The sequence below is a fragment of the Gilliamella sp. wkB308 genome, from assembly GCF_001690185.1.
GTDB classification, from domain to species: Bacteria; Pseudomonadota; Gammaproteobacteria; order Enterobacterales; family Orbaceae; genus Gilliamella; species Gilliamella apicola_I.
Genome location: NZ_LZGN01000022.1, coordinates 162,841 through 186,938, shown reverse-complemented (window position 1 = coordinate 186,938; position 24,098 = coordinate 162,841). Strand labels below are relative to the sequence as shown.

The following is a 24,098-nucleotide window of genomic DNA, read 5'->3' as shown; positions in this document are numbered from 1 at the left end:
AATCAATCGTGAACAAATAGCCACTTTATTGTGGCTATTTAATATCTAAAGTAACTTAATCTTAAATAAGTTAAGGATCATTAAAAATCTAATTCATCCCACCAAATATCAATTAACGGGCTAACTTTGATATTTTTTAAACCATGACTTTCCAACCATTTTGTGACAATATCACGATGTTCGTCAGTACAATTGCCTAGCTTTTGAGTACAGACAATGCCTTTCCAATTTAGATACCCACTGCCTTCATAAGCTAGGCCATTCGGTTGAATAGCTTCGAGAATGAATTGATCGACAATGTTATCTAAGGTTTCTTCACTTGTCCCTTCGTCAAAAGACCAACTGACAGTGAAACCTAATTCTTTAAACTCTTCAATATGTAATTTTTTACGTAAACGTCGACTGCGATTTACCATGATAATATCCTTCTATTTTAATGAGTATGACTTTGTTTATTATTTATGTTAGCGTATTTTTTTGTTCGGTTAACACCACCACGCTTATTGGGTTGATTAGACCGATTTTGCGTGTTGTGATCGTTTTTCGATATCCGTTTTTTAGGTGAAGATTTTGTTTTCGGCTCAGCTTTAATGGTTGGGTCAACGGCAAAACCTTCTGTATGAATTTCGGGTATTGGTTTTTTGATCAACTTTTCAATGGCTTTTAATTGTGGCAGTTCGTCAATACAGACTAATGAAATTGCCTGCCCTTGATTTTGCGCTCGCCCTGTTCGACCAATTCGATGCACGTAATCTTCAGCAACCTGCGGTAATTCATAATTAACGACATAAGGCAATAGTTCAATATCCAATCCTCTGGCTGCAATGTCGGTGGCAACTAATGCCCGAATTTGTCCGGTTTTAAAATCGGCTAAGGCTTTGGTGCGGGCGCCTTGGCTTTTGTTACCGTGAATAGCTGATGCTTTAATTCCGTCTTTAGTGAGTTGCTCAGCTAAATGGTTAGCACCGTACTTAGTGCGAGTAAAAATTAAGACTTGTTGCCATTGGTTTTTACCAATTAAGTACGATAGTAATTCTCGTTTACGGCGTTTATCAACTCGATGAACATATTGGGTAATTTGTGTTGATGTACTGTTGGTTCTGGCAACAGCAACCGTTTCAGGGGAATGTAAAATCGTTTCCGCCAGTGTTTTTATCTCATCTGAAAACGTTGCCGAAAACATTAAATTTTGACGTTTTTTAGGTAATTTTGCTATCACTCGACGTATATCATGAATAAAGCCCATATCTAACATGCGATCAGCTTCATCTAAAACCAGCACTTTAACTGTTGCAAGATCAACGGCATTTTGGTGGACTAAATCGAGTAACCGTCCGGGTGTGGCGATCAGAATATCGACACCACCACGCAACTTCATCATTTGGGGATTAATGCTTACGCCACCAAAAACCACTAATGAGCGGATCGCTAAATGACGGCTGTAATCACGAATGTTTTCACCAATTTGCGCAGCAAGTTCACGAGTTGGGGCTAAAATTAACGCATAAAGTGGACGTTTCTTCTTTTTTGTTTCTGGGCGATTTGCCGTTTTGGCTTGTTGTTCAATCAGCTTTTGCAAAATTGGCAAACCAAACCCCGCCGTTTTACCGGTGCCCGTTTGTGCACTAGCCATAAGGTCTTTTCCCGATAAGATTACCGGAATAGCTTGCTGTTGAATGGGGGTGGGCTGAGTGTAGTGTTGTTCTTGTAGTGCTTTTAGAATCTTGGCATCTAAACCAAGAGAGTCAAATGACATGAAATGTTTCCTAAATAAACAAAAAATTAAATTTTCGTTAGTTATTATAAAGCAATTCTATTACTTTTGTTTGATTATTTAGTATCCCTTTTAATAAGATTGCTTTTAAATCCTTCTGTTAAGATTTATTTTAACAAAATTTCGTAAGTTTTCTGCTAAAAAATAGACTAAATGATATTTATTATCATTTGCATCTGTGCTACTATTCCCACACTAAAATCGTGGTATTTAGAACCTTTTGGAACGATTTTAAAATCTACTATTTCTAAGAACTGTTGTCTCTCAGAATTATTGTTGTTAAGAACTTTTGCATAACGGATTACCCATGACAGTACATTTCACCCGCATCAAAAAATGGCTAATAGTATTAGCATTAGCCTCAGCTAGCCTTAATTGTTTCGCTAAAGATGATATCACTTTTGCTAACTTTCGCGATATTCGTGATCTTAACCCTCACCTCTATTCTGGTGAAATGTGGGCACAAAATATGCTGTATGAATCTTTAGTTCATTATAACGAAGACGGCTCTTTTTCGCCTTGGCTTGCGGAAAGCTGGACGATAACTAATGAAGGCAAAACCTATACGTTTAAACTTCGACAAGATGTGACATTTAGCGACGGTGCCAAATTTGATGCACACAGTGCTAAATTAAATTGGGATGCCGTACTTTCAAATAAAGATCGTCATACTTGGCTTGAAATGGTGCGTTTAATTACCGATATTAAAGCGCTTGATGATTATACGCTACAAGTCAATCTGTCTGAACCTTACTATCCGTTTTTGATTGAGATTGCCGTTACCCGACCAATGCGTTTTATATCGCCTAATGCCATGAAAAATGGAGAAACCAAAAATGGCGTTAATTCTTATATTGGTACGGGGCCTTATGTGTTAAATGAGCATAAGAAAGATCAGTATGCTATTTTTACAGCCAATCCCACTTATTGGGGAAACAAACCGCAACTTAAAACCGTCACCATGAAGGTGATTGCGGATAATCAAAGTCGTTTAATGGCACTTGAAAAAGGTGAAATCGATCTGATTTACGGCAAAAACATGGTAGATGCCGATTCTTTCGAGCGTTTTTCGAAAATGAATAAGTTTCAGACATTGATGTCTAAACCTGTTTCAAGCCGTATTGTGTTGATGAATACAACTCGCCCCGCATTAAGTGATGTTAATGTGCGTCAGGCAATTGAGCATATTATTAATAAAAATGATATTTCAGAAGGAATTTTTAATCACAGTGAGGCACCGGCTGATACCTTAATGGCGACCAATATTCCTTATGCCAATATTGGATTAAAACCTTATCAATACAATACTAAATTAGCGCAACAACTTTTGGATAAAGCAGGTTGGACAAAACCAAACGGTCAACAATACCGCCAAAAAGACGGCAAACCGTTCGAAATCACCCTGTATTATGATAGTAATACTGCTTCACAAAAAACCATAGCCCAATATATGCAAGATGAATTTGAACAAGTTGGATTAAAACTGAATATTCATGGTGAAGAAGAGCAAGGCTATCGTGACCGCCAAAAAGCCGGTGATTTTGATATGGTATTCGATATTTCTTGGGGTACGCCTTACGATCCGCAATCATTTTTATCAGGTATGAAATTACCGGTATATGGGGATTATATGGCTCAACAAGGATTAAAAGAAAAGCCTCAAATTGATGCCAGCATTAGCAAAGCATTGATTTCAACGGACGAGCAAGAACGCCAAGCCCTCTATCGTTATGTGCTTGAGACATTGCATAAACAAGCGGTCTATATTCCTTTAACTTATGAACGCAATCGAGCTATTGCTATTAAATCTCTTAAAGGCATTGAGTTTGCTCCATCTCAATTTGATATTCCTTTTGAGAAAATGCACTTTTAATTACCACATTTTTTAGTTAGTTATAATGTTACCTTACATTGTTAGACGTTTATTGATGATGATACCGATTTTGATCGGTATCTCATTTATTGCTTTTTTGCTGATCAACCTTGCCCCTTCTGATCCTGCTGAAGTTGCTTTACGCTTAAATGAGATTATGCCAACGCCTGTAGCCATCGAAAGTATGCGCCAAGAGCTGGGTTTAAATGATCCCTTTTGGTCTCGCTATTTCAGTTGGTTATATGATGCTTTTCATCTGGATTTTGGACGTTCATTCGTTCATCGGGATCGATTAGTTTGGGATGAAATGGTGCGTTGTTTAACCCCAACGTTACTATTGGCAGTGTCCTCATTTGTTCTTACTTTAATAGTCAGCTTAGTACTAGGTGTGTTATGCGCTATTTTTGCTAACTCAGTCTTCGATCATGTTGTTCGAATCCTTATTTTTATTGGTACCGCCATGCCGAGTTATTGGCTGGGTTTGCTGTGTATTTGGTTTTTTGCGAATTATTTGGATCTGTTACCAACCAATGGTTATGGCACATGGCAAAATCTTATTTTACCAACAATAACTTTATCTTTTGTTTATATTGCTACTTATATTCGCTTTATTCGTAATAATATGCTGGAAAATATGCAGCATTACTTTGTATTTTATGCACGCAGTCGTGGATTAAAAGAACGGGTAATTATATTAAAACATGTCTTAGTCAATTCGTTACATACCACCATTACTGCACTGGGTATGACAATTCCACAATTGATTGCTGGTTCGTTTGTGGTGGAATATATCTTTTCATGGCCGGGACTTGGGCGCTTATGTATAGCCGCTATCATGAATCGGGACTATCCGGTAATTCAAGCTTATATCTTGGTTATGGCGATTTTATTTGTGGTGTGTAATTTTATTGTTGATGTCGTGCATCAGTGGCTGGATCCTCGATTACGTGATAATGGGGATTTAGCATGAGTGTTGTAAAGCAATTATTGAAAAATAAAATGGCATTATGCTGTTTGATGATTATCACCATCATCATTCTGTTGGGTATTTTTGCGCCCTATATTGCGCCATTTGATCCGAATAAAGTCCGTATTGTGCGCAAATATGCCAGTATTTCTGCTGAACATTGGCTAGGCTGTGATCATTTAGGTCGAGATATCTTTTCTCGTTTACTGTATGGTATCCGTTCGACCCTCTTTTTATCTCTACTGACCATGACAATTACCATTATTGTCGGTTCTATCATCGGGCTAATTTCAGGTTACCAACGAGGCAAACTTGATGAAGTTATTATGCGCCTTTGCGATATTATGCTCTCCTTCCCTAGTCAAGTCATGATTTTAGCGATTGTCGGAGTGCTAGGTGTGGGGATTGAAAACGTGATTATTGCTAATATCGTGGTGAAATGGGCATGGTATAGCCGAATGATCCGCAGTTCAGTGATTAAATACAGTCGAAAAAATTATATTTTATTTTCACGTGCCATTGGTGCACCACACAGCTTTATTATTCGCCGTCATTTGTTACCTAATATTATGTCAGAATTGGTGGTGTTAGCCTCGCTCGATACTGGATGGGTCATTTTGAATATTTCGGCGCTTTCTTTTATTGGATTAGGCGTACAAGCGCCGACTGCCGAATGGGGATTGATGCTTAGTGAAGCTAAGAATGTGATGATTCAACATCCAATGCAAATGGTCTATCCGGGAATAGCTATTTTAGTCGTTGTGGCGGCTTTTAACCTTTTAGGTGACTGTTTGCGAGATATTTTAGATCCGAAGGAAAAAACACATGTGTAACCCCCTGTTAGAGGTTAAAAATCTTACCGTTAACCTTGATAATGGTAAAACGTTATTGGATAACATTTCGTTTAATGTTGAACATCACCAATGCGTAGGCATTGTCGGCGAAAGTGGCAGTGGTAAAAGTTTAACCAGCAAAACTATCATGGGTTTATTAGAACCCTATTTTAAAGTCGAAGGTCAAATTCTTTTTAATCCTAGACAAACCCCATTAAATCAACAAGTGAAAGGCGATCTTTTAACACAGTCTGCTGACACACTGCGTCAGATTCGGGGTAACACTATCGCGATCATTTTACAACACCCGATGAGTGCTTTCGATCCGCTTTATCGTATCGGCAAACAAGTCATCGAAACATTACAAGCACACCTTCCCTTAAGTAAAAAAGAAGCTGTCGCCAAAACACTGACCATGATTAAAGAAATCGGTTTAAATGATCCTAAACAGATTTATAATAAGTATCCTCATCAATTGAGTGGTGGGATGTTACAAAGAATCATGATTGGCATTGCATTAATGCTAAAACCCGAATTGATTATTGCTGATGAGCCGACAACCGCTTTAGATTCGATTAGTCAGTTCCATATTTTGAAAATGTTTCAACAAATCAAGCAGCAATCAACTACCGCCATGATCTTTATTTCACATGATTTAGGCGTGATACATCATATTGCCGATCATATTGTTGTCATGCAACAAGGTAAAATTGTTGAACAAGGCTGTCGAGATCAAATTTTTTATCATGCTGAAAATGATTACACCCGTTATCTAATCAGCGCGCGCAAACAGTTATTAGCTAAATTTGATTCGGTGGTTTATCCTAAAATGTTTATTCCGACGTTGGAGAGTGCTTAAATGTCTGCATTATTGCAAGTTGAACAAGTAAGCAAATCCTTTTTACAACCTCATCAAGGTTTGTTTAGTCGCAAAAAGAACAAGGTCATTAACAATGTTTCTTTTTCGTTAAAACAGGGGGAATGTCTGGGCATTATTGGTGAAAGTGGCAGTGGCAAAAGCACCCTTGGAAAGCTTATTTTAGGTTTAGAAAAACCCGATACGGGTAAGATCTTATTTAACGGACAAGATACAGCAAAACGAGCGTGGAAATGCTCATCACAGCGACGCAATATTAGCGCTGTGTTTCAAGATTATAATGCTTCGGTGAATCCTTATTTTACGGCTGCTAATATTATTGCTGAACCCATTGATATTTATGAAAAGTTATCATCGACGGCACGAAAAAAACGAATAGATCAATTACTGGAACAAGTTGGATTAGATCATTCATTCTGTCAGCGTTATGCTCATGAAATGAGTGGTGGTCAATTGCAACGCATTTGCATAGCCAGAGCGATTGCCTGTCATCCGCAATTTATTTTGTTTGATGAAGCAGTCAGTTCGTTAGATATTTCTGTTCAAACGCAGATTTTATCGTTATTGGCTGATTTACAAAAACAGTTAAATTTAACCAGTATTTTTATTACTCATGATTTAACCACGATTACGTATTTGTGTAATCGAGTGATGTTTTTTTATCAAGGAAGAATTGTAGAACAGGTTGACGATATTGCCGAATTGAGTAATGTCCGTCATGATTATTCTAAACAGCTTCTTGATTCTATATTAGGTTTTTAATCTATGACAACACAATCCGCCGTTAATAAACGTTATCGTTTTAACGATTATTTAGCATTGGTTATCCCTTTTATTATTTCCACTATCACAACCCCATTATTGGGCGTGGTTGATACTGCGTTGGTCGGTCATCTACCCAATCCTGCTTTTATTGCAGGCATTGCCGTTGGTGCAGTGATCTTTAATACCATTTATTGGTTATTTGGTTTTTTACGTGTGAGTACCACCGGATTTGCGGCACAAGCATTAGATGATCCCCTATTACTGCGTTCTTCGTTAATTCGTCCACTGTTTATTGCGATTGTTTTAGGCATTTTATTTATTGTTTTTCAGCCATTAATTTTTAGTGCCTCAATGCAAATCATCAAGCCAAATCAAGAAGTTAGGCATTATGCAGATATCTATTTTTCGATATTAATTTGGGGCGCCCCGTTTGTACTGATTAACTATGTGCTGGTTGGTTGGTTAATGGGGATGTCAAAAATAAAAGCCGTGCTGTTTTTGCAAGTATTGATTAATTTACTTAATATTATTATGGCGGTCATTTTTGTATGGGGCTTTCATTGGGATATTCAAGGCGTGGCATTTGCAACACTAAGTGCGCAAGTGATTTGTACATTGTTAGGGATCGGGTTTATTGGTCGCTATTTACCCCAATCACAACAAAAAACGGATTTGAAATCGATTCTATCGTGGCAGTCATTAAAAGGGGTGATATTAGTTAATACTAATTTAATGATTCGAACTATTTGCCTGTTAGTTGTGACCAATCATTTTATTTCGATTGGTTCAAGCTTTAGTACTGAAGTGTTGGCAGCCAATGCGGTACTGTTTCAAATCCATTACTTAATGGCGTATTTATTCGATGGCTTTGCTAATGCGTCAAGTGTCTTTAGTGGTAAGGCTAAAGGCACGCAAAATATGGCGTTGTACCAACAAACCTTGCGTTGGTCACTGCAAGCGTGTGTGATTTGTCCAGTGATATTAATTGCAATCTGGTTTGCCTTTGATACCGCAATAATCAGATTATTAACCAATCAAAATGACATTATTAATCTTTGTCTACAATACCATTATTGGTTAGTTATCTTTCCGGTTGTGGTTGCTGGCGGTTTGATCTATTACGGAGTGTTTTCGGGCATCAGTTATACATCCTCTATTCGTGATTCGATGATTCTTGCCCTTTTACTTTGGTTGATCGCTCAATTTATTTTTGTGCCGATATGGGGTAATAATGGTTTGTGGTTTTCCTATATTTTATTTAGTTTAGGGCGGACACTATTTTTGGTGATTTGGATTAATCGATCGAAACAATATCTTATGCGTTGATTTAATCAAATCACCAGTAAACAGATTTCATTCTGTTTGCTGTTTGCTGTTTGCTGTTTGCTGTTTGCTGTTTGCTAAAGAATTTTGTCAATTATTTTACTTTTTGCAATCGAATTTCTATTTTAATTCAACTCTTATATAATTATCTGTATTTTTAAAGACAAAACAGGAATTAAATTAGATGAATAAAGGAAACAAAACCATTATTGTGACTGGTGCTTCAAGTGGAATTGGTTTTGCTATTGCAAAAGCCTATCTTGAGCGAGGTTTCAATGTCGTTGCCAATGGTCGAGATAAAGCTCGTTTAGAACAAGCAGCGATTAAATTAGGCGAACCCGATAATTTATTACTTGTAGCTGGGGATATTGCAAAGCCTCAAACGGCAGAATTGCTTTTTTCAAACGCTATTGCAAGATTTGGTAAAGTCGATATTTTAGTTAATAATGCAGGCATATTTATATCTAAACCCGCCATTGAGTATACACAAGATGATTTAAATACCATTATTGATACGAATCTTAAAGGTTTTTTCTACCCTGCTCAAACTGCTGCTAAACATATGATAGCCAATCAGTCAGGGCATATCATTAATATTACTGCTGCCATTGCAATGCAACCTAATTTGACGGTTCCGGCTTTATTACCGATTATGATCAAAGGTGGTATTAATAATGCCATTAAAGGCTTAGCATTAGAATTAGCATCAAGCCATGTTATGGTTAACGGTATTGCACCTGGTATTATTGAGACCCCAATGCATCCTACCGATCCCCAAGTTCAAGCGGTATTAAAATCAATGGCACCTGTCAATCGGATTGGACACGTTCAAGATATTATTAATGCTGTCATGTATTTAACCGATTCTAATTTTGTTACCGGTACAATTATGGTCGTTGATGGTGGCTCAACGGCAGGCAAATGGTAAATAGGTTTAGCACCGATGACTTATTCAGACTGCCAGTAAACTGGCAGTATTCGAATTGCATAAAGTTTAGAATCGGTATAATACACTCGCTTTAAAGTTGCGGGCTAGTCCATAGGTGTTTTCGCCTAAATAAAGTCGATAATCTTTATTAAAGAGGTTATCAACGGTTAACTTAATTTCGGCTTTAGGCAGAAAAGTCGGTTGCCAACTCGCAAAAAGATTGTGAATTGAATACCCCGACGATCGCCCTAATCCATAAGCGCCCAGATCTTTTATTCCGTCATGGTTTCTGTCTTCTAATCCTGTACGATCTTGTTTTCGCACAAATTGGGCATTCCACCCTGCTCTTACATTCCAGTCCGGAATTTTAAACCCTGTCGTTAAAGTTGCGGTGCGTGGTGCAATCGTTGCGACATAGGTTTTATGATGCATCCATGGTGCTTGTGGTGCCGTATCTCGTTCGCCTTTTTGAATTGAGTAAGTGGCACTTGCAAACCAATATTTACTGTCATAAAACGTTTCAAGTTCAAAACCTTTGACAATCATTTTACCCGGAATATTACGATAATTGGACTGCCCAAGCGGACACGCTTTACCTGGACCGCATATTGATTGATTGAATCCTCGAGTAACAAAAATCTCATCGGTGACACGCTGTCTAAATAATGTGCTACGAACTTGTAACTTATCATTTTCAAGTATTAAGTTATTAAAATCGAGAATATTCCCAATTCGAATTGATAAATTTCGCTCTTTTTTTAAATGACGGCTGGTTGCCGAAATTTTACCGCTTCCTCCATTTTTAGGGGTGAACTGGACTTCATAACTTTCATCAATGGTTGGCGCTTGCCATGCATAGCTAATATCCCCAAAAAATCCGACATTTTGGGTGGTTTGCCAATATGATCCAAAGCGTGGTGTCCAACCTGAATAGGTCACGGGTGAATAGTCATGACCATAACGAGGATCGGGATCGTTATATGCTGAAGCATAATTCTTTTTACCGTGATTCCGGACATAATCGTATCGAAGGCTAGGTGATAAGACAAAATCACTAATTGAAAGTTCGTCCTGAATATAAAAACTATAAGTTTGCTGTTTACCAGAAGGCATGTAGGCCGGTTGAAAATAACCATTGTTATAATTTGGCTTTTTAGCATAATTTTTGTAATACATTAATGTATCACGATCATGTAGATGTGCTTGTAATCCAATTTTTAATGCATTATCGACAGCGCCGGTGTTAAAAATACTGACATTTTCAAGCTCGATAGTTTTATCGGTATAGCTAACCCAACTTTCATTACCCATTGTCCCTAATGAAGCCACCGGATTGTATTTATTAGGACGAGTATCATGTTGTTTGGTTTTGGAATAAGTGGTGTGTAACGTTAAGTTGATTAACGGATTATAAGTTGGTTGATAATTCCATTTAAATTGGGCGGATTCATCTTGTTGATCACGTTTTACCAATTTTCTTAACCATGCCGCTTTATAACCATATTTTTTAATTTGTGCAGCGGTCGGGGGTGTCATTTTTTCGACATATTTGGCTGCCCAAGGTTGCCACGAATCCCGTTTTGAACGAATACCTGATAGAGTGAAAGTGTGTTCTTCATTGGGTCTAAAATTCAGTTTTGCCATGTAAGAATCCATGTCATCTTCTGAAAACTCAAATCTTGAGCCATCCGGTCGTTTAAAATTACCGCTGTCTCGGTTGGTGTAATAGATAAGACCATCAAACATGTCATCTTGTGTTCGACCATAAACTGCACTTGTCACCATATTCTGATGATTGTTTGAATGAAAACTGTATTTGATTAATGCACCAATATATTGATTGGGGTCAAGCAGATCAATCGCATCTTTAGTCTCCATTTTTATCACGCCACCAAAGCCACCATTTCCAAACCTCACATCGTGTGGACCTTTGTTAACTTCAACTTGTTTAAGAAGTTCTGGTTCAACAAAAATCGATCCTTGTTGATATTTTTGGAATCCTTTTTGTGCGCCATCTACAATGATTTTGACATCTTCAACTTTACCAAAACCCCATATATTTAAGGTTTGCCCCCCTGGCCTAACTGAACCGGCAGCACTCACACCGGGTAAAGTATTGAGCAATTCGGCAACATTATCGGATTGTTTTTGTTCTATTAACCCTGATGAAAGTGTGGATCGTCCCGCAATAACACTATTTATTTTTTTTAATTCATCTTGCGTTGATGAGCCGGCAATCACAGTAATCACATCGTCGATATCGTCACGATTAACCATATTGTTCTTCGTTAATGGTTTATTCGGTTCATCAATATTTTGCTTTGTATCCTTATCTTCAAGCACTGACTCAGCTTGTGAAGAAAAACTCATAAATAGTAATAAGATACTTACCTTTTTATAACTCATGTTTCATTCCTTCATAAAAAACAATTAAATCATTTAACACATTTCTAAATTTAACCTTACAATCAATAATGATAATCATTATCAAATGAAGGTTTCGCAAGTATATGAGGTTTATCAAAAAATAGACAGAAAAATATGTATAAATTTTGGTTGAAAACGTTAACAAAATTATTTTTATTTAACGGTTAAAACAACCTAGTGTTTTAATGTTTATTATCAGAATAAAGCAACGAAATGGAGCGTGATGTTAAAAACGTCGTATCGATTTGATGTTAATTTCAGGTTCCCTATCAGATAAACAAGAAACCTGAATGAAAAAATTATATCAGTTCAAAAAAATGAATTGGATGGTATGCCTGAAATTCAATAACACAATGTTTTTTATTTGGTTATTTTCCACCCTCCCAAAACTGTTCTCCATAAAATACTAGACTACTGTTACCACGAGGAATAGCATAATGAAATTGCTGACGAATATCTTTTTGTTGTTGATATTGATTTGCCTCATATTCAGCCAATTTATGTGCTAACAGCACTTTTGCTATACGTTTATTTGCATGTTGGCTACGTTCTGATTGAACTTTAACCGTAATACCGGTGCTAATATGCGTTGCCCGTACAGCAGACTCCGTTTTATTCACATGCTGCCCACCTGCCCCTGAAGATTTCGTTGTTGAAAATTCAATTGCGCTATCTAGTAGTGGCGCAGGATTTGGTAAACAAGTAATACCGATAAACCAATTTTTACGTTTATGATGTGGTCGGTAAGGACTCTGACACACCCACTGCAAGGTACCACTCCAACGAGCAATTAATAGTTCACTTTGATCACCTTCAATAGAAATCAATACCGAACGATAAGTATTGGGCTTATCGCCCATAATACTTTCTAGAATTTCGGCGGTTAACGCTAATTTGTTCGCTTCAAACAAAAATTGTTTTACCGCTTTTGCTACCGTTAATGTGCATTCATCTGGTCCTCTGGCAGACGAAAATAAGAGTATTGCCATTAGTGACCTCCTTGTGTTTTATAATTCAATATTGGTGTAAGTTGAGCAATAACCGTGACAAGGTTTGCTTGTTGCATCGATTCAATCACACTATCTATTGATTTGTAGGCTTGTGGCGCTTCTTCAAAAATTAAACTGCTGTCTTCACAAATGACACGGCTACCTAATTTTGTACGTTTTAGTTCAGCAATTGAGTAACGATGATCTAGTTTGCCTTTACAGTCTGCTCGACGCCATTTTCGCCCTGCACCATGGGCGAGCGATAAGAGTAGATCTTCATTCGGTATCGGTTTAACTAAATAGCTATAATCCCCTCGAGAACCTGGAACAATAACAAGGTCATCCATTGCTGAGGAAGCCCCTTTGCGATGTAACCAATAATTTTTATGATCAAGTGTCACTTTTTGTAAAAAATTATGACAAACATTCAACATTTCACGTCCATGCGTGTTAAGGTTATTCATCAACCTTTCAGCAATCACTTGTCGATTTAGCATGGCAAATGCGACCGCATTATCATGTTTTGCTAAATATTCAAGTGCTTCTGGACTTTCATCAGCTAAACCTTGATAACCAAATCGTGATAGCTGGTTTTGCAAAATAGCATGCCCTAATCCTCGTGACCCACTATGCACTAGCAAAAATAATTTTTTAGCATTAAGTTGGTAATGTTCAAAAAGTTGCTCGTTACAAATTTTGCTAACCTTTTGTAACTCTGCAAAATGATTCCCTCCGCCAATTGTACCAAGGTTATATTTATGTCGGACATCAGGTTGATCAATATTCCCGATCTGCCGTGTCAATTTATCTATGCTTAATTTAGCAATATTAATATCGGTTTGCCAAAAGCCCATCCCACAACCAATATCACTGCCAATTAATGCAGGATAAATGGTTTCTCTACTTAAATAAGCTGCGCCAATTGGGTACCCTTTTCCGGGATGAAGATCCGGCATACCGACTACTTTAACCATATTGGGTAATTCGGCAGTAGTCTGTAATTGTTGAATAGCTAAACCTTCAATCCACGTGTTTTTTGATGCGATGTATAAGGCTTTTTCAGATAGTATCTGTATAGAATTGTCCATATATCAATCCATTTAAAAAATATTATTATTGTTTAGTACTCATAATTTAAATGTGATACAAAAGATGAATAACAACTAATTTTGGCAATGTTAGATCGCCATTACTGACAACATTATCTTTGTGCTGTCGATAAAAGTTAGATGTTAACTAACATATTTTTTGGGTTGTTAATGACTTTGATTTCATCAATAAACAAAAAAAATTGTTTTTTAAATTATGGGTATGAATTTAATAGGCAGGCTAAGATCAGCAGAATGAATTGAAGCAAGAATGAAAAGATGAATTATTCAATTATTTTGCGATAAGCCTGCAAAGGTTAGTTATACAAATCATAATCAATTCTCCTTTGCTGTTAAAATTGGTCGGCATAATAATCATGTTTTTCGCTATTGTAAATAGCTTAATGAAATTATTTTTCTTATTGGTTATCTTAAATCAATACGACAATTAATATAATAAGGTTACCACCTTACTCAAATTAGGTAAGGTGGTTTAGGGTTATTGAGGGGTTAATGACATCACTACTGTTTCAAATGGCGCTAAAGTTATCATTGCTGTTTTGTCAATAACATTTGGTTTTTGCGCATAAGATTGACTGTGATAATCAACGTTAATTTTAAAATGCGAACTTGCATTTACCGGTAACTCTAAATCATTTTGTAAATCAAGATAATAAATTTGTTGTTTATCTGAAGGATTGCGTAAAGTAATGATGGATTTATCTTGCGTCCATCCAGCCCAACCATATACCCCTAATTTTGTGGGATCTTTACCTATCCAATGAGTATCGAATAATATTTTTTGGTTATCTCTTGTCCAATTCGCCGCCGATGCTAACGTATCCCAATTGTTTGTTGTCATCAGTTCAGGGGTGATATACATTTCTTGTAATTGCGTTCCTGTTGCAAAATAACTCCAAACTTGATCGGCAAAGTCATTTTCGGTTTCTTGTTGCAAATGTTTTGCTTGTTTAGCGTATACAATTCCATGAAGCATAAGTGAATTTAATGGAAATAAGGGGCCTTTTAAGACAATTGAACGATACGTTTCCGCATCTCGATAAGTCAACCATTGTTGAACTTTACTACCTGGCCCATAATAATTGACATCATCACCACCTCGCCAGATAGAGTCGGCATAAAATAACCAAGACGGCGTCGCCTGTGTTCCGGTTGTTAGATTGATATATAAATGGTCATTCGCTTTACGCATATCTCGAATTAAATGGATCGCTGCATCAAAATCACTGGTAAATTGGCTACCTGCGATCACTTTATCCGCATTGCCTGTTCCATCAAGTTTAAACATCGTAATATTCTGATTTTTAATTAATTCTAAAATTCTCTTATGAAAATTAGCGTAGTATTTAGGGCCAGATAAGGCAAGTTTGCCATCCATGGTTTCGTATCCCAGTTTTAACGCATTGGCAACACGAGTATCACGTGGTTTATTGTATCCTCCCCAAGGTGATAACCAAATACCAAGTGCCGCACCATATTTTTCAGATGCGGTTTTTAATTTATTAAATTCATTCGGAAAATTATTACTAAATCCCCAATTACCGGTTAAGTTATCCCAACCATCATCAAACAGGTAACCGTCAAGGGTAACCTGACGTTTTTTAACTAATTCTTCACCATATTGCTCGATACGTAGCAGTGCCTCTTTTTCAGTATAAGGATTGAAAAAACCAATATCTAGCCAAGAGTTGTAATGCAAATACGGGCTATATGGCCGCTCTCGAACTTGATTAAGAAATTCATTTACATTGCGTCTTAATTGCCCTATTTCATAGGTTCCAATATAGGTTTTGTAACTCAAGGTGTGATTGACTTGTAACGGAATCGCTTGCGGAATTTTTTGCAACACACCCCCTTCATAGGCAACGGTATGGGTTAAAGGGTTTTCGGGAATGATAAAAAAGGTATCACTAATAATCGGCGAACTGACAACGGAACCATAAACAAATGGCGCTTGAGAATGAAATGGCATTAATGAAACAGCTGACATTTCAAGCGCCTGTTTTTTCGGTGTGATTTGCAGTTCATAACTGGCAAAATGTTTATCGTCATTGAGAATCAATCGAGTTTGAATCGCAATATCATGACCAGTGAAATTTAAATAAATTTGATTGTCTTTTTGTTGTAAATTATCTAAGTGGAAATCTTTATCGGTCAATTTTTGCCCCGAATTTAGCGTAATCTCAAATAGTGTATTAACAGTGATTAAATCATTGGTTAAGGGATTAGTAATATTAAACGATGTGACGTTTTGTTGATTGTCACTATCAGATAGCCTGATTTGGGTATGTTGCCCTGTTAATTGATATTCTTTAGCCCACACAGCATCAACTGACAAACAAAATGCGGTGAATAACCCAATTGTGATCCAATTTTTGACATGCGTTTTCATTACTACCTCCTGATTTATAAAAATTCGACAAAAGAATTGACGGAAATATGAATATCAGTATAGGTTTTTGAGTGATGATAAATTGTGATCTTGATTGCAGATTACAGGTGGATTGAAATTCTTAAAAAAAGCTTTTATTTGTATCAAAATGAAAAGCTAATTTGGCTTCATTTTGAAATGCAATGCTATTTTTTCCCTAAAATAGAGATATGATTATGTGTACCGAGTTCAACAATGAAAGATGGTTAATAATTAAATAGCGAATTTGCTTTTATTATCTGATGTGACAAAGATCGCATTTTTGATAAAAGCTTGCCAATTTGAATCCGTAGTTTAAATTAAAAACAGTTGGAATAATCGCTATGATTTTTTAAAGTGATAAATTTAAGAAAAATAATGATATGGATAATAAATCCAAGGTATTTTCCATTTAGATGCTATCAAAAAATTATCTAGTTGAACTAAATAATTAATCAAATAATTTGAATTGAACCGTAATACAATGATAACTGTTTATATCCAATGGCATGAATATTACATTCTTTAAATTTGTTGATTTCTGGTATGCTATCTGTTCGTTATTACCTAATGAATAATGACACTATGCAACAAATCAAAGATAACTTAGAAAAAAATCAGATAGCTATTTATTTTTCTGTGGTCATGATAGCTATTGCGCTGGTATTTTGTTTAGACAACACCTCAATATTCGACATGTTTATCAATCCAGCATTAGCATTCATGTTATTTGTCACTTTTTTACAAGTTCCTGTGACTGATATTAAACAGTTTTGGTCTTATAAGCTATTTATGGTGGCATTACTTATAACAAATTTTGTTATTATACCTGTTGGGGTTGGATTATTAGCGCTATTCCTACCTTCCGTTCCCTTGATTAAGCTGGGCGTATTACTTGTGTTACTTGCGCCTTGTATTGATTATGTTGTCACTTTTTCTCATCTTGGACGCGCAGATGCTCGTTTATTATTGATGGCAACACCTTTATTATTGTTGTTACAAATGTGTTTACTGCCTGTTTACTTAACGTTTATGATTGGCGAACAGGTCAATCAGCTTATTCACCTCCAACCCTTTATCCATGCTTTTATTTGGTTAATGGTCATTCCTTTTTGTTTAGCAACTATAATGCAAATCTGGGCTGTGCGAAGTCAAACAGGCAAAAACATGATACATGGGTTAAATATGTTACCCGTTCCTGCCACGGCATTAACGCTTTTTATCGTTATTTTGGCAGTTCTACCTCAGCTTAAAGGTCATTTTTCAGTCGTCCTATCTGTCATTCCATTTTATATAATTTTTGCTATTGTCGCCCCCTTAGTTGGATGGTTTGTCGGTCGTTGTTTTCATGTTTCCGTCGCAGGAAGTCGAGCGATAGCTTTTAGTGCCGGTACTCGAAATGCGCTAGTCATTTTACCTTTAGCGTTAGCCATACCGAATGCAATACCCATTTTACCGGCAATTATCGTAACACAAACACTTATCGAACTAATCAGCGAGCTAGTTTATGTTTATGTAATTGCTAAACTAAAATGAATGCTTAAAAGACAATGGGCTATATGCCCATTTCCATTGTTTATTGCTCGATCAATTTTAATTTAGCGATTACTGGAATGTGGTCGCTTACAAGTGGCCATTTGATACCATTCCACTCATTGTCATCATTGGGAATAATGAATTGCTCAACTTGCCATATTTGATTTCGACTTGTAAAGATATGATCTAAATCTAATCCAGGATTTCCTGCTGGCCAAGTGCGAGTATCGACATTTTCTTTTTTCACCAAAGTCCAGTATTTTTCAAGCTCTTTAATCACTCTATCATTTTTAACAGAATTAAAATCGCCTAACAATACCATAATTCCTGATACCAAATTAGGAAATTCATCATCTAAGTCCAGATCATCAAACACAATACTATTAATAAAACGTGCTTGTGACATTCTTACCTCATCTTCTTCATGCCAATCAAAATGAGTATTGAATACATAAATTGGCGAATCAAAACCCGGCACATTAATTTGGCTTAACATCACGGATCTTTGTTCAAAATCGCCTGAGGGTAACAAAAAAGTTTTACTTTTTACTATTGGATATTTAGACAATATGGCATTACCGTAATTACCGCCTTTCATCTCCGTTGCTTTGCCAAATAAATAGTACATTCCCGTTTTTTCTGCTATTACTTTTGCTTGATCTAGGCCATCGCTACGTGTGGTATTTTGATCGACTTCTTCAAGGGTTATGATATCCGCATCCATTGCTTTAATCGCATTAGCAACTAAATCTAAATTAACCTTATGCTTTCTAAGTCCGCCTGCAATGTTGAAATTTGCAATGGTAATTTCTGGTTGATCTTTATCGGTATACACTTTATTCGGCGAATGTTGATATTGTGATATCACTAAATCTTCTGTTGCCAATGCATATGAAAATAACGAAAACAAACTCACTATAGTCAATACTAAACAATTTTTCTTCATATCTTTATCCTACAACTTTTTGGGTTTCATAAATTCGAGATAGATTAATTGATGCTTTTTTTGATATTAATTGAATTTGAATGGATATGTTGCGATCACAATCACAACTTAATGATTATTTTTTGGAAAATACTGGCATATGGAAATGACTGATGAAAGCCATGCAATGATACATGGCTTTCGCTATCAAGGTTGTGATTATTTATTTTTAATAATCATTTGCACAGGATAATGATCAGAGTAATTATCCGTAAAATCGTCTTTTAAAACGTTAACTTCGATTACGTCGTTTTTTAATGGGGGGGACACATAAATATAATCATAACGCAACGGTGTTGAAGCTTGATCATAAAATACTTTGGTTGGCGCTGTCGCTATAAATGCTTTATTTTTAATTTTCAAGGCATCAATAAAACCCGCATCCAATAAATTTTGCTGGACGGTATAACTTAATTGTCCGTTAACTAGATTTTCTAATATTGGTCTTTGTTTCTGTTTTTCTTTGATATCGTTTAACAGATTACTTTTATCGTAGGTTTCTTTATCCGCCGGTGAAAAAGAGTTTAAATCACCGGCAATAATCCATTTACCATTTGGATCACGGCTATATTTGATAGAATCGATTATTAAGTTCATTTCATCAATTCTTTTTTCTGTCCAAAATGGATTCATATGGGTAATAACAAAATGATAATTGCCAATATCAGCATATAGCGCACCATGCCATAGATTATCCACGACTTTATTAACATTGACTATTGGATATTTTGACGTAATGGCAACAGGAAAAAAAGCGGCATCATCAGGTTTTTCTTTCAATAATACCGCATATTTATGTCCATAACTTGCGGCAAATTTTTCAAGCTTTTCACGAGTAAAAAAATTCATTTCTTGCCAGGCAATAATATCGGCATCTTGTGTTTTTGCCCATTCGATAAATTTCTGTTTTCCGTCTGTTTCGTCTAATTTCATACCATTATAGACATTGTAACTAATGATTTTAAGGTCTTTTACATCGTCAATTGAAGCAAAAACAGTTGAAGTACTTAGGATAAAACTACTGATAATGGCTGCTAATTTTAATTTCCTTTTAATCATAATGATATACCTTTCTTTAATTAAGATTGGTTATTAGTATGAGGTTGATTGAGGTCTAGAAAAATATCTTTTTCTGATTTTTGTGATGTATATCAATATTTTTTTATCTAGGTTAGTGTTTTTTATGACGAATCAGTCAGCAATCAACGAAGTATTCCTTATAAAAATAGATTTTTTATTGATTATTGTTTGAAAATTAAGACATAAAATGAGTAAAAATTATTTTATGCCTTAACACAAAAAAGACGAAGATTAATGCTTATATCAACACTTCAATTCCTTTTATTCTTTCAAGATAACAAAATTCAAATCGCTAATTGATTCGAGTGCATCAGCAATATCATTTAATGCTTCACTATAACCATCACAATTTTTGAAAACTTCGGTGTTGGCATCGATTATTGTTGATTTAAAATCTTTATAACCTTCACTGAAATCACTCCCTGTTAAGGTTAAAATTTGCTGCCAATTATTGAGTTTTGCTTGAATATCATTACGTCCTTGTTCACAAGCGATGGAATTTAAAGCAATATCAGGAATAGAAAATGTCGGTAATTTGTTTAATTCAGGTGTACGTCCAACAAAACGTACTCTATCTAAAGGTATATCATAATCATCTAATTCTTCTACATATTCTGGCGCAATTTTCCAAAACTCCGCTTCCCGGTATATTTTTTTTATCGTCGAGAATTTGGTAGAGTCCCTGATCGTTATTTTCTCCGGTATAGGTTTGTCAAGATCATATTTCCACCAATATTCGCTTTGATCAATAAATAAGTCATTTGTCACACTAAGAGGTAACTCTATTTCCTTTACCTTTCCATCATACATTACTGATACAGTTGTCATACTTGTTTTTTTAGACATTAGTAGCATACCATAATCAGCAGGTTTCATTTTTTCGACTATGAAATAGAAGTTCATTATTACGTAATTATTTAATGTTGGATTAATGATATTAAGTTCATTCTTTCTATTGGGTTTTACCAGAATATTTAAAGTTTCTTGGTTATAAACTAGAGTATGTTTACCAAATTCAAAAGAGTAATCGATCTTTGAAACTGGAGGAATAACGTGTTCAGTTCCATCAATGGTTACTTTTATTTCGTTCGAAGTTGGATTATCGATCATAGTTTGAATTTTACTTGGTACAAAACAGCCGACTAAAGCCAAACTGCAAACAACAATTAAAAAATATTTAATTTTAGTCATTACTTTTATTTAATTTTATCTTTTTTGGGGATTGCGATTTTACCACAATCATATATAAACACCACGCAAAAATTACAAATATTTCATTTATAATCAATAAGATAAATAAATTAAAAAAAGAAAAATTTGTAAATATTGGAATGAATATTCTTAATAAAAAATTAAAAAAAATTTTTTAGATTTAAATAATGTTAAGTGAAAAAAATAACGATTTGTTTAATAGAACCTAATGTCATTTTATAACCCTAAAAAACTTAACATAGCATGATTAGCTGTTATTTAATGGGTTGAAAATAACTTTAAAGCAAAATGGAGCGAAGGTAAATTTCAAATGCTGATAAGATTAAATGGTTAGATTTTATAATAAAACCAATATCTTTTATCCACATAAAGATATTGGTTGTTTTTTAACTATCCTATTTTGGCCAAATAAATCGACCTTTAGCGTCCGGATCTTCTTCAATAAATTTTTTAAGTTTATCGGATTGGTAAAGTTGCTTAACGTCATTCGCCCATGCCGTGTTGAGATCTTCTTTTTTAACGACAACCATTAGCTCTAAATTGGGTGATAATTCTTCTTGAATTAATACATTATCAGCTGGCACTTTACTCAACCATGCCACACCGCCTGGCATAATTGCGTAATCAACTTCGCCAAGTACTCGCGGAATAATTTCTGATAAAAGCGTTTTAAATTTTAAATTATAGCTGTTTTCTATAATATCATTTAAGGTGATTATGCCTGATTGTGTATCTGGTTTAAGCTTGATCCAGCCTATTTTTTGTAACAACAATAATGATCGAGAAGTGTTGGAGGGATCATTCGGGATTGCAATGATTTGATTGGATGCAATATCATTGATTGAATGATGTTTCTGTGAAAATAAAGCAGCAGATATGGAAGGAATGTGTACTAAAGAGACAAGGTCGTTATGGGTCTCTTTGTTATAAACATCAAGATAATCTTGATGCTGTGCAGCATTCATGTCAATACTCCCTTCAACCAGCGCAGTATTAGCATCCCGCAAAGAACTAAAATTGACCAGTTTGACGCTGTAGCCTTTTTTTTCTAATTCGGGCTTAACTACTCGCTCCATTAGAATGTTGTGCATACTAGGGGGTAATCCAACTACAATTTCTTTTTTGTCTGATTGTTTTATGTCCTTGCTTTTGTCTGTGTCACAACTTATCAACACGAGTCCCAATAATATTAAGGTAGGTAAATATAGATACTTTTTCATTATCATTCCTTCTGGATTGTGTTTGCAATATTTACAAAATATAACTCTTTGTTAATGTGTGCTATTTTTATAACGATAGGGTATTTAGAATTATAATTATCAAGCTTTCATTTTGATAATACTTAAAGTTTATATCATTATTCGATTAAGATATATAAATTTTCTGTTTAATCGCTGATCTATTTGTGGTTAAATATATTTGTCATTCAGGACGTTCAAATAAATATAAAGGATTAAAAAGCATGAAAATAAATCTAATCCCCGTCATCTATAATTGCTTACTATTGACCTTGTTAGGATGTGATAATAAGCAAATCGATTCTAAATTCATCATCAATAATTATATTAATAATGGTCAATATGATGTTGCTCCTCACTCAAAACTGATTAAAAAGCAGCGGTTTGAAGGAAGCTATTTTGGTACGATTGAAACGAACACAGATGGTTTGATCACCTTTTACAATTTGAATGATAAAAAAGTCTATTTTGATTATCAGCAGTCACAATATATGATCAAAAATCAGGAGCTTTCAAAATACAAAATTAATTTTGATGATAAACAAAATATTATTTCGATAACTGACTCATCCGGCAACGAAGTTATCCGCTCAACTTATGACGAACAAGGACGAGTTGTGAAACTTGAAAACAGCATTATTGGGGGTTCAAATTATTTATTTATTAATCAAATTACTTATAAAAATGAATTAGTTGTTGAAAGAGACTACGAAATTTTTGATAAAACTGATGAAGCAAATATCGTTCCACTTTACCTCAATAAAAAGCAATACTTTTATAATGCAGAAAAGCAGCTCGTTAATAGCGTCGAACATGCTTTTATTGCTCAAAATGGTCAATATGAAAGCAATGAACACAATCAATTAATCCCCACAGAGCAATTAAACTGCGTTTACGATGATCCTAATCAGTACGGTGATTGGACAAAATTATATTGTTTAAACGAACAAGAAGAAACAAAGCGGTTTATTTTACGCTCTTTCGAATACTATGACTAATGAAGGAATACAGCAATGAAAAGGATCATTTTCGTATGTGGTTTATCAATCATTCTATTTGGTTGCAATAAAAATGAAAAACTGAGTAATGTTGAGCTAACTAACAACTATTTATTGTTTAGTAGTGTTGAGAATATTCCGTATTCAAAACTGATTAAGCAACAAAAGATTATTGGCAGTGATCGCCAACAATATGTATCAGATGATAAAGGTTTTATTATCTCAGTTGATATTGATCATGTGAAGATCACAAACGACTATGCAACGAAAAAAAGCTATTTTTCGATAGATAATCAATATGATTTAGATTTAAATATGGAACTCGATGATAAGCAGAATCTTTTGCATTTAGAGGATTTAGCCAAAAAGATCGAATGGTCTTCAACTTATGATGATCAAAATAGAATAATAAAAATCGAACGTATTTCCAATCCATCGACGATCAGTGATATTCAGTATGAAAATGGAAATATTTCTCGAATTGTTAATACTTATATCCTAAAAGTGGATTTAGCCAATATTTACACGTCAAGCGAAGAAAAGATATTTTTATATAACGATAAAAATCAATTAGATAAAGTTATCATTAAATTTTTTGATGACAAAGAGTCCAAACCAACTGAGACAAAAAGATGTTCCTTTTATGGATATAATGAACAAGGTGATTGGACGAAGTCATATTGTTTAAAAATGAATGAGAATTTTACTTATTTTAATTCACGAAAAATTGACTATTAAAAGTGCGCAAATAAGCCAATTTAATATGATTCTCCC

Annotated in this window: 20 protein-coding genes; 10 read left to right on the top strand and 10 right to left on the bottom strand. The window is 35.1% G+C overall.

From position 1 onward, the window contains the following. Positions 1-80: 80 nt before the first annotated feature. Positions 81-419, bottom strand: coding sequence for a YggL family protein (locus A9G10_RS03845; protein WP_143425946.1), 339 nt, complete (start codon positions 417-419; stop codon positions 81-83). 14 nt (positions 420-433) lie between these two features. After that, entirely contained in the window at positions 434-1,756 is a 1,323-nt protein-coding gene (locus A9G10_RS03840; RefSeq protein WP_081299012.1) for a DEAD/DEAH box helicase, read from the bottom strand. A 325-nt stretch (positions 1,757-2,081) separates the two neighbouring features. Between A9G10_RS03840 and nikA the strand changes: the two genes are divergently transcribed. The 7 genes from nikA to A9G10_RS03805 all read left to right on the top strand — a co-directional run bounded on the left by nikA (position 2,082) and on the right by A9G10_RS03805 (position 9,340). Then, positions 2,082-3,647 (top strand): nickel ABC transporter substrate-binding protein, encoded by a 1,566-nt coding sequence (gene nikA / locus A9G10_RS03835; RefSeq protein ID WP_065558360.1) that lies wholly within the window; start codon positions 2,082-2,084, stop codon positions 3,645-3,647. Positions 3,648-3,672: 25 nt separating this feature from the next. Beyond that, a complete protein-coding gene (gene opp1B / locus A9G10_RS03830; protein ID WP_065558359.1) occupies positions 3,673-4,617 on the top strand; it encodes a nickel/cobalt ABC transporter permease in 945 nt (314 codons plus the stop codon). Continuing rightward, a complete protein-coding gene (gene opp1C / locus A9G10_RS03825; RefSeq protein WP_065558358.1) occupies positions 4,614-5,447 on the top strand; it encodes a nickel/cobalt ABC transporter permease in 834 nt (277 codons plus the stop codon). Before opp1B ends, opp1C begins: the two co-directional genes overlap by 4 nt. Next, positions 5,440-6,306, top strand: coding sequence for an ABC transporter ATP-binding protein (locus A9G10_RS03820; RefSeq protein WP_065558357.1), 867 nt, complete (start codon positions 5,440-5,442; stop codon positions 6,304-6,306). The genes opp1C and A9G10_RS03820 overlap by 8 nt, the downstream gene beginning before the upstream one ends. Then, positions 6,307-7,086, top strand: a complete 780-nt coding sequence (locus tag A9G10_RS03815; protein ID WP_065558356.1) for an ABC transporter ATP-binding protein — start codon at positions 6,307-6,309, stop codon at positions 7,084-7,086. 3 nt (positions 7,087-7,089) lie between these two features. Then, a complete protein-coding gene (locus A9G10_RS03810) occupies positions 7,090-8,415 on the top strand; it encodes an MATE family efflux transporter (RefSeq protein WP_065558355.1) in 1,326 nt (441 codons plus the stop codon). A 181-nt stretch (positions 8,416-8,596) separates the two neighbouring features. Next, positions 8,597-9,340, top strand: coding sequence for an SDR family NAD(P)-dependent oxidoreductase (locus A9G10_RS03805; protein WP_065558354.1), 744 nt, complete (start codon positions 8,597-8,599; stop codon positions 9,338-9,340). 66 nt (positions 9,341-9,406) lie between these two features. Here the strand turns inward: A9G10_RS03805 and A9G10_RS03800 are convergent, their stop codons facing one another. The 4 genes from A9G10_RS03800 to A9G10_RS03785 form a co-directional block, all read right to left on the bottom strand. Further along, positions 9,407-11,746 carry a TonB-dependent hemoglobin/transferrin/lactoferrin family receptor gene (locus A9G10_RS03800; protein ID WP_065558353.1) on the bottom strand — a complete coding sequence of 780 codons (2,340 nt, stop codon included), beginning with the start codon at positions 11,744-11,746 and terminating at the stop codon, positions 9,407-9,409. A gap of 389 nt (positions 11,747-12,135) precedes the next feature. After that, positions 12,136-12,756: a peptide chain release factor H gene (prfH, locus tag A9G10_RS03795; protein ID WP_065558352.1), complete on the bottom strand. Its 621-nt coding sequence runs from the start codon at positions 12,754-12,756 to the stop codon at positions 12,136-12,138. Further along, positions 12,756-13,844, bottom strand: coding sequence for an RNA ligase RtcB family protein (locus A9G10_RS03790; RefSeq protein ID WP_065558351.1), 1,089 nt, complete (start codon positions 13,842-13,844; stop codon positions 12,756-12,758). The genes prfH and A9G10_RS03790 overlap by 1 nt, the downstream gene beginning before the upstream one ends. A gap of 499 nt (positions 13,845-14,343) precedes the next feature. After that, positions 14,344-16,257 carry an enterotoxin gene (locus A9G10_RS03785; protein WP_065558350.1) on the bottom strand — a complete coding sequence of 638 codons (1,914 nt, stop codon included), beginning with the start codon at positions 16,255-16,257 and terminating at the stop codon, positions 14,344-14,346. A gap of 603 nt (positions 16,258-16,860) precedes the next feature. Between A9G10_RS03785 and A9G10_RS03780 the strand changes: the two genes are divergently transcribed. After that, entirely contained in the window at positions 16,861-17,811 is a 951-nt protein-coding gene (locus A9G10_RS03780; RefSeq protein WP_143425945.1) for an arsenic resistance protein, read from the top strand. A 40-nt stretch (positions 17,812-17,851) separates the two neighbouring features. Here the strand turns inward: A9G10_RS03780 and A9G10_RS03775 are convergent, their stop codons facing one another. From A9G10_RS03775 to A9G10_RS03760, 4 genes are all read right to left on the bottom strand, one after another. After that, positions 17,852-18,757: an endonuclease/exonuclease/phosphatase family protein gene (locus A9G10_RS03775; protein ID WP_065558348.1), complete on the bottom strand. Its 906-nt coding sequence runs from the start codon at positions 18,755-18,757 to the stop codon at positions 17,852-17,854. Positions 18,758-18,955: 198 nt separating this feature from the next. Then, positions 18,956-19,855: an endonuclease/exonuclease/phosphatase family protein gene (locus A9G10_RS03770; protein ID WP_081299010.1), complete on the bottom strand. Its 900-nt coding sequence runs from the start codon at positions 19,853-19,855 to the stop codon at positions 18,956-18,958. Positions 19,856-20,137: 282 nt separating this feature from the next. Then, positions 20,138-21,067 (bottom strand): hypothetical protein, encoded by a 930-nt coding sequence (locus A9G10_RS03765; protein WP_065558347.1) that lies wholly within the window; start codon positions 21,065-21,067, stop codon positions 20,138-20,140. A gap of 416 nt (positions 21,068-21,483) precedes the next feature. Then, positions 21,484-22,308: a MetQ/NlpA family ABC transporter substrate-binding protein gene (locus A9G10_RS03760; RefSeq protein WP_065558346.1), complete on the bottom strand. Its 825-nt coding sequence runs from the start codon at positions 22,306-22,308 to the stop codon at positions 21,484-21,486. Positions 22,309-22,550: 242 nt separating this feature from the next. On the opposite strand from A9G10_RS03760, the gene A9G10_RS03755 reads away from it, so the two are divergent. Together A9G10_RS03755 and A9G10_RS03750 are read left to right on the top strand one after the other, a co-directional pair. Next, positions 22,551-23,324 (top strand): RHS repeat domain-containing protein, encoded by a 774-nt coding sequence (locus A9G10_RS03755; protein ID WP_065558345.1) that lies wholly within the window; start codon positions 22,551-22,553, stop codon positions 23,322-23,324. 15 nt (positions 23,325-23,339) lie between these two features. Then, a complete protein-coding gene (locus A9G10_RS03750; protein WP_065558344.1) occupies positions 23,340-24,062 on the top strand; it encodes a hypothetical protein in 723 nt (240 codons plus the stop codon). Positions 24,063-24,098: the final 36 nt, after the last annotated feature.